6 protein-coding genes are annotated in these 8,172 nt (G+C 71.6%); 3 read left to right on the forward strand and 3 right to left on the reverse strand.

The genetic code is table 11. From position 1 onward, the window contains the following. The first annotated feature begins 204 nt into the window (after positions 1-204). Both ACIRNI_RS20360 and ACIRNI_RS20365 read left to right on the forward strand, forming a co-directional pair. Complete coding sequence (locus tag ACIRNI_RS20360) at positions 205-864, forward strand: TetR/AcrR family transcriptional regulator (protein ID WP_403552833.1); 660 nt, start codon at positions 205-207, stop codon at positions 862-864. A gap of 366 nt (positions 865-1,230) precedes the next feature. Then, a complete protein-coding gene (locus ACIRNI_RS20365) occupies positions 1,231-3,360 on the forward strand; it encodes a transglycosylase domain-containing protein (RefSeq protein WP_403552835.1) in 2,130 nt (709 codons plus the stop codon). A 45-nt stretch (positions 3,361-3,405) separates the two neighbouring features. Here the strand turns inward: ACIRNI_RS20365 and ACIRNI_RS20370 are convergent, their stop codons facing one another. The 3 genes from ACIRNI_RS20370 to ACIRNI_RS20380 form a co-directional block, all read right to left on the reverse strand. After that, positions 3,406-4,725, reverse strand: coding sequence for a hypothetical protein (locus tag ACIRNI_RS20370; RefSeq protein ID WP_403552837.1), 1,320 nt, complete (start codon positions 4,723-4,725; stop codon positions 3,406-3,408). 132 nt (positions 4,726-4,857) lie between these two features. Then, a complete protein-coding gene (locus ACIRNI_RS20375; protein ID WP_403552839.1) occupies positions 4,858-5,700 on the reverse strand; it encodes a pentapeptide repeat-containing protein in 843 nt (280 codons plus the stop codon). Positions 5,701-5,763: 63 nt separating this feature from the next. Next, positions 5,764-7,548: a PucR family transcriptional regulator gene (locus ACIRNI_RS20380; RefSeq protein WP_403552841.1), complete on the reverse strand. Its 1,785-nt coding sequence runs from the start codon at positions 7,546-7,548 to the stop codon at positions 5,764-5,766. A 341-nt stretch (positions 7,549-7,889) separates the two neighbouring features. Between ACIRNI_RS20380 and ACIRNI_RS20385 the strand changes: the two genes are divergently transcribed. Further along, positions 7,890-8,172 (forward strand): FAD binding domain-containing protein (locus tag ACIRNI_RS20385; protein ID WP_356649233.1); only part of this gene is annotated, 283 nt, incomplete at its 3' end.

Raw genomic sequence — 8,172 nt, forward strand, 5'->3', positions numbered from 1 at the left:
GATCACTCCATCGCAAGATCGACAACGCGGTCGCTCTGGAGTCCACACCGCCGGGCGTCTCGAGGTCACCCCCTCCGGGGGTGCCGTAAGGGTTACGTCACATCCCTTGATCCGCACCCGCCCGGACCGGTACGACCGGTGTAAAAGTAGCGGCGGGGTATGCGAGTATCCGGCATAAAGATGCTATCGGTGTAAGATTTCTGCATGACGCAGCAGACGAGCAGTGCGACGGACACCGCGGCCCCGGGCCTGCGGGAGACCAAGAAGCGCGAGACGCGGCAGCTGATCTCCGACCGGGCGACCCGGCTCTTCCTGGAGCGGGGCTTCGAGGCCACGACCATCGCCGACATCGCCGACGCCGCGCGCGTCGCCAAGAAGACGGTGACGAACTACTTCCCGCGCAAGGAGGACCTGGCCTTCGACCACCAGGAGGAGTTCGCCGCCGGCCTGGCCCGTACCGTCGCCGACCGGGCCCCCGGGGAGACCGCTCTCGCGGCGCTCCGCCGCTCCTTCCTGGCCGCCGTCGCCGCCCAGGACCCCGTCGCGGGGTTCGCCGGTCCGGAGTTCACCGGCATGATCGCCGCCAGCCCCACGTTGACCGCCTGCCTCCGCGGCCTGCACGACCAGCGGGAGGACGCCCTCGCCGCCGCCCTCGCCGAGGCGACCGGTGTCCCGGGCGACGACATCGCGGCGCGCACCGCCGCGGCCCTGCTGGGCGCGGTGCACCGCGTCCTGTTCCAGCGCATCCAGGAGCTCACGCTCGCCGGCCGCGGCAATCCGGAGATCGCGGCGGTCCTGGAGGAGGAGGCCACCCGGGCGTTCGATCTGCTGGAGCCCGCCCTCGCGGACTACGCGCGGCGATGAGCACGCGGCTGCCCGGATGCTGAACCAGCCCCCCGGAGTCGGTGAAACTTCACCTTTCATAGGGTGAATACCGTAAAGAAGGCGTGCGCACAGCGGGCCACGCTGTGGACTTCTTGGGGGGAACGATGTCGATGACCGTGGTCGGCTGTGTCGTCAGGTGCGAGGACGTGGTGATGCGCCGTGGGTAAGCGGGGGAAACCGGCTCCGCGTCGAGGGGCCGGACGCCTCGGTTCCGTACGCGCGGAGCCCACCGGTCATACCCGGCCGGAGCACCCGGAGCACCCGGAGCACCCGGAGCACCCGGAGCACGCTGCCTACCCGGAGCACCCGGAGCGCCCCGCCGGTCGTGTGGACACGGAGTCCACGATGGCCCTGCGGGCCCTCCCTTCCGGCTCGGCGGGCCGGGGGGGCTCCGCCGGTGAGCCGCGCGCCGGGGCCGCCGGCTCCCGCAGGGCCGCCCGGCAGCCGCGGCGGCAGCTGCCTTCCTGGGTGCCCGTGGACCGGCTCGCGGTGCTGCTCCCGCTGGCGCGGCGCATGCGGCCGGACTACCCCCGCCCGGGCCGGCAGGGGTTCCGCCGGTGGATTCCCTCGTGGCGGCAGCTCGTGGGCTCCCTGCTCATCACCGTGGGGCTCGTCACGACCGGTCTGGCCCTCGCGTACTGGCGTACGGAGATACCGGAGGACCTGAACTCCTTCGCCACCCAGCAGGACAACGTCTACTACTGGGACGACGGCTCGGTGATGGCGCGCACCGGATGGGTGCGGCGCCAGGAGATGCCCCTCGAAGAGGTGCCCGAGGACGTCCGATGGGCGGTGCTGGCGGCCGAGAACGCGAGCTTCTACGAGGACCCGGGCATCTCGCCGTCCGGCATCACGCGCGCGATCACCCGGATGCTGGGCGGCGGTGAGACACAGGGCGGCTCCACCATCACGCAGCAGTACGTGAAGAACGCCTACCTCAACCAGGACCAGACGTTCTCGCGGAAGTTCACCGAGGTGATGCTCGCGCTCAAGGTGGACAACAAGTTCAGCAAGGACGAGATCCTGGAGGGCTATCTCAACACCAGCTGGTTCGGACGCGGCACCTACGGCATCCAGCGCGCCTCGCAGGCGTACTACGGCAAGGAGGTGTCCCAGCTCAACGCGAGCGAGGGCGCCTTCCTGGCCTCCCTCCTGAAGGGCGCCGGCCTGTACGACCCCGCGCTCGGCGGCGGGAACCGCGAGCGGGCCGTGGAGCGCTGGGAGTGGACGCTGGACCGCATGGTCGAGATCGGCAAGCTCTCGCCGGCCGAGCGCGCGAAGTTCACCAAGTTCCCCGAGCCCACCGAGGTGACCGGCGGCCGGACCGACCTCAGCGGCCAGCACGGGTACCTCGTCGAACTCGCCAAGTCCTACGTCACCCGCAGCGGCAAGGTCTCCGACGCGGAGTTCGACCTCGGCGGCTACCAGATCTACACGACCTTCAACAAGAAGCGGACCGACTCCCTGGACAAGGCCGTCCACACGGCCCGGGCGAAACTCGACCCGAAGAAGCGCGAGGAGGACACCTTCGTCAGGACGGGTGCGGCCACCGTCGGCGCCGACGGGAAGATCCTGGCCCTGTACGGCGGGCCCGGCTTCCTCAAGCAGGGCTTCAACGAGTCCAACGCGGTCACCGTCCCGGCCGGGTCGGCCTTCACCCCGTTCGTCTACGCGGCGGCCCTCAGCGAAGGCGTGATGCGCGAACGGCAGGGCCCCCGGGTGCCCGTCACCCCCTCCACCCCGTACGACGGCCGGCACAACGCCTCCGTGATGACGCCCGAGGGCCCCTACTGGGACCGCAACGGCAGGGTGGTGAAGGGCAAGAACGACGGCGACAAGTCGTGGGGCGCGTCCATCACGCTGCGCGAGGCGATGGTGAACTCGGTCAACACGCCGTTCCTCCAGCTCGGCATGGACGTGGGCCTGGACCGGGTGCGCCGCCACGCCGTGAACGCCGGGCTGCTGCCGTCCAGCATGGGTCCGCAGGTACCGGCCTTCTCGCTGGGCACCTCGACGCCCAGCGCCATCCGGATGGCGACGGCGTACGGAACGTTCGCCTCGAAGGGCATGCACACCGAGCCGTACTCGGTCCTCCGCGTCACCCGCAACGGTCAGGAGGTCCGGCTGCCCGCCGTGCGCTCCCAGCGGGCCTTCTCCGCCGACGTCGCGCGGCAGGTGACCGACGCGCTGGAGGGCGTGATGGAGGAGGGCACCGGCGCGAAGGCGCGGGTGCCGGGGGTCCGCGCGGCCGGCAAGACGGGGACGACGCAGGACAACAAGGCCGCGTGGTTCGTCGGGTACACCGAGCAGGAGGCCACGGCCGTGGTGCTCTACCGGATGGACCTGCGCAAGCTGGACCTGCTGCCGCTGGACCGGGTGGCCGGCGCCGAGGCCGGGACGCTCGGCAGCAGCCTTCCGGCCGACATCTGGCGCGACTACACGGAGGGCCGGACGCAAGGGGCGGCACGCCCATGAGGGACGTACCGCCACCGCACCCGGCCCTGATCGCTGTTACTCGGGTTACTTGACGAGCGCCTTCCAGTCGGGCGCCTGGCCCGGGTCCAGCGAGCGAAGCTGCTCCAGGACGGCGGGGTCCTGGACGTCCAGCCAGTCGGACAGCTCGCGGAAGGACACGCACTCCACGTCCTTCCGCGGGCAGACGTCCCGCATCATCTCTTCCACGGCCTGCATGTAGATGCCGCCGTTCCACTGCTCGAAGTGGTTGCCGATGAACAGCGGGGCCCGGCTGCCGTTGTAGACCCGGTTGAAGCCGTTCATGTACGCGTCCAGCGTCGTCTTCTTCCAGGTCGGGTACAGGGCGGGGTCGCCGTCCGTCTCTCCCTTGGACTGGTTGTAGAGGAAGTTGAAGTCCATGGAGAGGACCTGGATCTCCTTGTCCGGGTACGGCAGCAGCTGCAGCGGGAAGTCCCAGATCCCCTGCTGCTTGCGCGGCCACGCCTGGAAGCCGCCGGGCGAGCTGGCGTCATAGCGCCAGTCGTACGCCTTGCTCGCCGTGATGAGGTTCTTCTGCCCCTCCAGGCAGGGGGCCCGGCCCCCGACGAACTCGCGGTCGGGGTCGAACGGCAGCGGCGGGATGTCGGCGAAACCGGTGTGGGTCTTCCACTTCTTGATAAAGCCGTACGTCTGGTCGATCTCGCTCTTCCACTCGTCGACGCTCCAGTCGCCGCCGCCCTTGGGGCCGCAGAAGTGGCCGTTGAAGTGGGAGCCGATCTCGTGGCCGTCCTTCCAGGCGCCGCCCAGCTGGGTGAGCGTCGTCCGGATGTGGTCGTCGGTGGGGTACGAGATGGCGGCGGAGCCCCGGTCGTGCTGCGGAGGGTCGTACACGTCCGACTTCGACTTCGGCAGCAGGTAGATGCCGGTCAGGAAGAAGGTCATGTGCGCGTCGCTCTCCTTGGCGACCTGGCGGAAGTGGGAGAAGAGGTGGTCGTCGCCCTCCAGCGCGCCGTCCCAGGAGAAGACCACGAACTGCGGGGGCTTCTGGCCCGGCTTCAGCTTCTCGGGCTTCAGCTGGTCCGGCTGCGGCCCGGTGTGCGAGGTCGAGCCGTCGCCCAGCACCTCCACCTTGCCGTCCCAGGGCGCCGCGCGCTTACGGGCGTTCGCCCCGGCGGGCGGGCGCTCCCCCTGGGCCTGCGGGGCCTCGCCGTCGCCGCCGGTGCCCGTCGCCGCCGCCGGGGTCTCGGAGCCGCCGGTGAGGGTCCTGCCGAGGAACAGCGCGACCGAGACGAGCAGCAGCGCGGACACGGTCATCAGGGCGGTGCGGGCGCGGGAGCCGCGGTTGCCGGCTCGTCTGCGGCCCCGGCTGCGGGCGCTTCGGGTCATCGCTGTGGCTCTCTCGGTGCGAGGAAAAGGCATGCTTCATCCGGCATGACGATCCGAATATAGAACGTCTCATCGGTCCGCTTGGTGTGATGTCGCACATCTGTCCGGTGAGTTGTGCCTCTTGCGCCGCTCTTACGCCTCCCAGTGCGCGGGCCGTGCGAGGCGCGCGGGCAGGACCGTCCGGGCGTCGCCCCGCGCCGCGTTGAGCTGTGGCTGGGTCAGGAAGAGCGCGCCGGTGAGGTCGGCGCCGGCCAGCCGGGCGTCGCGGAGGTCCGCGCCGAGGAGGTCCGCCTGGCGCAGGTCGGCGCCCGTGAGGTCGGCCGCGATGAGGTAGGCGCCGCGCAGGCTCGCGCCGCGCAGGTCCGCGCCGGTGAGACGGGCGCCCATGAGGTCGGCGCCGCGGCGGTTCTTCTTCTTGGACCGCGCGCCGGGGACCCCCGCCCGGACGAGCTCGGCGGCGCGCTGGAGCAGGTCGCCGACGACCCGGCGGTGGGCGCCGAGGTCGAGGGCGGCGAGCTCGGCGGGGGAGAGCAGCGTGAGCCGCTCGGTGTCGTCGAGGACGCGGCGGACCTCCCCGTGGAGGGGGCGCGCGGGCTTCAGCTCCAGCACCTCGGCGAGGTACCGGAGCAGCTCGTGCAGCTGCCGTACGACGGGGAAGGCGGCGAACATCGCCTGGGTGGTGTCCGGGTTCCGGCGCCAGTCGCGCCCGCCGAAGGTCACCTGGGAGACCTTCTGGCCGGCGCCGAAGCAGTCGTACACCGTGCAGCCGGGGAAGCCCTCGTCGCGCAGGCGGGTGTGGATGCCGCAGCGGAAGTCGTCCCGCAGGTTGCCGCACGGGGTGCCGGCCGGCTTGCCGACGGCGAAGTCCGCCGACGCGGTGAAGGGCAGGGCGACGCAGCAGAGGCCGAAGCAGTTGGCGCAATCGCCGCGCAGGGTGTCCAGGTGCAGTGTGTCGTTGTCGTTATGTCCGGACATCGGGAGTCGCTTACCGGTTTTCTCGGGCGCAGCGGGGGCGGTTGACCGTATGTCAGGACATTCTTACGACATGCGCAGTGCGAGGAAGAAGTCCAGCTTGTCCTCCAGTCGCGACAGGTCGCGCCCCGTCAGCTGCTCGATCCTCCCCACCCGGTACCGCAGCGTGTTCACGTGCAGGTGCAGCCGCGTCGCGCACCGCGTCCACGACCCGTCCGAGTCGAGGAACGCCTCCAGCGTCGGGATCAGCTCCGCCCGGTGGCGCCGGTCGTAGTCGCGCAGGGGGTCCAGCAGCCGCGCCGTGAACGCCCGCCGCACGTCGTCCGGCACGAACGGCAGCAGCAGCACGTGCGACGCCAGCTCGTGGTGCCCGGCCGCGCACACCCGCCCGGGCCGCGCCGCCGCCACCCGCCGCGCGTGCCGCGCCTCCTCCAGCGCGCCGCGCAGCCCCTCGGCCGAGTGCACGGCGGCGCTCACGCCCAGCGTCAGCCGCCCGTCGTCCGCGAGACCCGCCGACAGCGGCTCCCGTACGGCCGCGAGCAGCGCGTCCGCGTGCAGCCCCGGACCGCCGGCGTGCGCGGCGACCACGCCCTCCTCGTCCGCGTCCTCGGGGGAGGCACCCGGACCGTCCGCCCCCGGTACCGCCGGCAGCGGCACCAGGGCGATCGCCTCGTCGCCGGTGTGCGCCACCGCGATCCGGTCGGCCGAGTCGGGTCCGGTGGTCGCCGGGTCGACCAGGATCTCCTCCAGCAGCGACTGCGCGACCGGCCCGGACTCGAGGGCCGGCGCGCCCTTCGCTCCGCCCGTGACGGCCGTCCCGCCGCCGGCGGCGCCCGCCGGGGCCGCGCCCTCCTCGCCCCACTCGACGCGCGCCACCACGACCTGCCAGTGCGGCGCGGTCCCGAGGCCCGGCAGCAGCACCGGCGCGGCCACCCTGAGGCGCGCCGCGATCTCCGCCGGAGCCGCGCCCGTCTGGACCAGCTCCAGCACCTCCTGGGCGAGCCGCCGCCGTACCGTACGCGCCGCGTCCCGCCGGTCCCGCTCGACGGCGATCAGCTGGGTGACGCCCTGGAGGAGGTCCAGCCGGGCGGCGGGCCAGTCGCTCGCGTCGGCCTCGACGGCCAGCAGCCAATCGGACAGCACGGTCTCGCGCACATCGCGCGCCGCGGGGGCCGCGCCGCGACCGGTGTTCCGGATCGGGAAGAGCGAGTACGTCGTGGGGCCGACCTGCGCGCGGTGCGGGCCGCGCCGCCCGGTGCGGGTCGCGGCCAGGTGCTCGCCGGCGAGCCGGGCGCCCACCTCGGCGGGCAGCGGCGCCCCGGCACCCGCGATCCGGCGCCCGGTCGGCGACAGCACCCAGGCGTGCAGGTCCAGGTCGGAGCCGAGGAGGTCCAGGACGACCTCGGGCCCGCCGCCGGCGGGGCCGGACGTCATCAGCCTTCTGTGCCGATCGACGACGGCGGCGAGGTCGCCGGCCCGCTCACCCGACACCTGTCGAACAACATGCTCCGTGATCGTTGCAAAAGCAACGGACTCGTTTACTGCGAAGAGGGGAAGGCGGTGGCGCAAACAGGCCTGGACGAGATCGTCCGGGATGGCGCCCAGTTCCGCCTCGCCGGCCGCCAGGCCCGCGACGCCGGCCGCCGAAAGGATCCGGACGAACGGCTCGGAGTCGTGCTCGTCCCGCCGCCAGGCCAGGCCGGTGAGCACCAGCTCGCCGCCCGACAGGTACCGGCTGGGGTCCCGTAGGTCCGTCGTCATCACGCCGCGCACCGTGCGGTCGAGCTCGTCCTCGCCGCCGAGCAGCCGCAGCCCCAGCGCGTCGGTTTCCAGCAGTGCGCGCAGCCGCATCTCGTCGCCGCCGATCTTTTTCGTGGGTGTCTGGTTGTGGCCGGTGACCCGTGGCCACCGTTTCCGGGGGGAAACGGAGAGGTTACTGGTCCTCGCCTTTCGTTCGAATCTACAAGACGAGGAGGGCGGCCAGCCAACTCCTTCATATGTTCAGCGACTGCACCGGGTGGAGCACCGCTGGGTGTACTTGCTCCACGACGCGTTAACAGCACGTGAACATGAAGACGAGAACGTGGGCCCGGCCGTCCCCCGTGCCCCAGCGAACGACCGATCACGCAGATCACGGCACACGTCGATCACCTGGATCACGTACCACCGGATCACGTAGAAGAGAGCCACTCATGGACTTCCTTCGCCCCGCAAGCTGGGAGGAGGCGCTCGCCGCCAAGGCCGAGCACCCCACGGCCGTGCCCATCGCGGGTGGCACCGATGTCATGGTCGAGATCAACTTCGACCACCGGAGGCCGGAGTACCTGCTCGACCTCAACCGCATCGAGCTGCTGAGCGAATACGAGGTCGGCGAGGAGAACGTCCGTCTGGGCGCCTCCGTGCCGTACACGCGGATCATGGAGAACCTCCGTGACGAGCTGCCGGGCCTGGCCCTGGCGTCCCACACGGTCGCGT

This window comes from Streptomyces sp. NPDC093546, from assembly GCF_044765045.1.
GTDB lineage: Bacteria > Actinomycetota > Actinomycetes > Streptomycetales > Streptomycetaceae > Streptomyces.

What these genes read in the sequence shown, in the direction of transcription:
- ACIRNI_RS20360 (WP_403552833.1), top strand. Translation starts at nt 205, where the DNA reads ATGACGCAGCAGACGAGCAGTGCGACGGACACCGCGGCCCCGGGCCTG.
- ACIRNI_RS20365 (WP_403552835.1), top strand. Translation starts at nt 1,231, where the DNA reads ATGGCCCTGCGGGCCCTCCCTTCCGGCTCGGCGGGCCGGGGGGGCTCC.
- ACIRNI_RS20370 (WP_403552837.1), bottom strand. Translation starts at nt 4,725, where the DNA reads ATGACCCGAAGCGCCCGCAGCCGGGGCCGCAGACGAGCCGGCAACCGC.
- ACIRNI_RS20375 (WP_403552839.1), bottom strand. Translation starts at nt 5,700, where the DNA reads ATGTCCGGACATAACGACAACGACACACTGCACCTGGACACCCTGCGC.
- ACIRNI_RS20380 (WP_403552841.1), bottom strand. Translation starts at nt 7,548, where the DNA reads ATGCGGCTGCGCGCACTGCTGGAAACCGACGCGCTGGGGCTGCGGCTG.